The sequence below is a fragment of the Actinosynnema sp. NPDC023658 genome, from assembly GCF_040639995.1.
Classification (GTDB): Bacteria; Actinomycetota; Actinomycetes; order Mycobacteriales; family Pseudonocardiaceae; genus Actinosynnema.
This window is the reverse complement of the sequence record NZ_JBFAAX010001254.1, coordinates 1-1,452: the sequence shown is the minus strand read 5'-3', so window position 1 is coordinate 1,452 and position 1,452 is coordinate 1. Positions and strand designations below refer to the sequence as shown.

Here is a 1,452-nt window from a genome sequence, read left to right as displayed (position 1 = left end):
CGACCTCCTGCGCGCAGCAGTCGCAGGCCATCCGCGTGTGGACGGCCCCGCCGCAACCCGCGTGCTCGGCCACGCTCGGCGGCCCGGTCGGCGTGGGCAGGTGGCGGTCGCCCCACGCCATGAGCGCCAGGACGACGGGCGTCAGGTCACGTCCCTTGGCGGTGAGCCGGTACTCGTGACGCGGCGGCCGGTCCTGGTAGGGCACGCGTTCCAGGACGCCGCACTCCACCAGGCCGTTGAGGCGGTCGCTGAGCACGTTGCGCGCGATGGGCATGCGGTTGAGGAACCCGTCGAACCGGGTGACACCCGACAGGGCGTCCCGCACGATCAGCAGCGTCCAGCGCTCGCCGACGACCTCCAGTGCGCGTGCGATGGAACAGACCTGGTCGTCGTATGTGCGTCGGAGCATCCGCGCATGATAACCGTGGGTTTCGTCAAGAAACCGACTCGTGGGGCCATCCGCTCGTCGGCGGTGGGCACCCGGCGGCGACCAACGCCCGTGCCACCGACCGGCGTCACCCGTACCGGGGAGGTTCTCACCCGGTCGGGCGCGGAGTACAGCGGCCGGTGACGGCTCAGGAAATGCCCGTCGGGCCGTCCAGCTCCCCCGTTCCCGACTCCGGCTCGACGCCCGGTGCGGTGGACCGCTGATCGATGACCTCGCCCAGGTACCGGAGCACGACCGCCGCGGTGGAGACCACCGGCACGGCTAGGAACGCGCCCGCGATGCCGTAGAGGGAGCTGCCCGCGGTGACGGCGAGCAGGACGACCGCCGCGTGCAGGCGCAGGCTGCGGGACTGGAGCACCGGCTGGAGCACGTTGCCCTCGACCTGCTGCACCACCACCACGATCACCAGCATGATGATCGCGGTGGTCAGTCCGTTGCTGACCAGCGCCACGAGCACGGCCAGCGCCCCGGCGACGAACGCGCCGACGATCGGCACGAAACCGCCGAGGAACGTCAGCGCCGCCAGCGGGACGGCCAGCGGCACGCCGAGGACCACCAGGCCGAGGCCGATGAGCACCGCGTCGACCAGGCTCACGATGGCCTGCGTGCGGATGAAGTCACCCAGCGTCGTCCAGACCCTTTCGAGCACGACGGTCGTGTGGCCGCCGGCGCGCTCACCGATGACCCCGCGCAGCCACGGGGTGAACCGCGGGCCGTCCTTGACGAAGAGGAACGCCAGCAGCAGCGCGAGGATGCCGGTAACGATGCCGGAGGTCACCGTGCCGACGCCGGTGATCAGGCCGTTCGCGATGGAGCCGACGCTGGCCTGCAGCTGGTCGGTGGCCTGCTGCAGCAGCTTGTCGAGCTGGCTGTCACCGAGGTTGAGCGGTGGGCCGGACAACCAGTCGCGGGCCTGGGCCAGCGCGCTGGAGGCGCTCTTGGCGATCTCGGGCACGCCGGAGGCGATGGACGTCGTGATGAGGGCGACCACGCCGCCGAGCACG

2 protein-coding genes are annotated in these 1,452 nt (G+C 71.5%); both read right to left on the bottom strand.

What is annotated here, in order from left to right:
- Positions 1–409: helix-turn-helix domain-containing protein (locus AB0G02_RS40030; RefSeq protein ID WP_360805712.1), on the bottom strand; the 409-nt coding region annotated here is incomplete at its 3' end.
- A 166-nt stretch (positions 410–575) separates the two neighbouring features.
- A partial coding sequence (locus AB0G02_RS40025; RefSeq protein ID WP_360805709.1) for an AI-2E family transporter occupies positions 576–1,452 on the bottom strand: 877 nt, incomplete at its 5' end.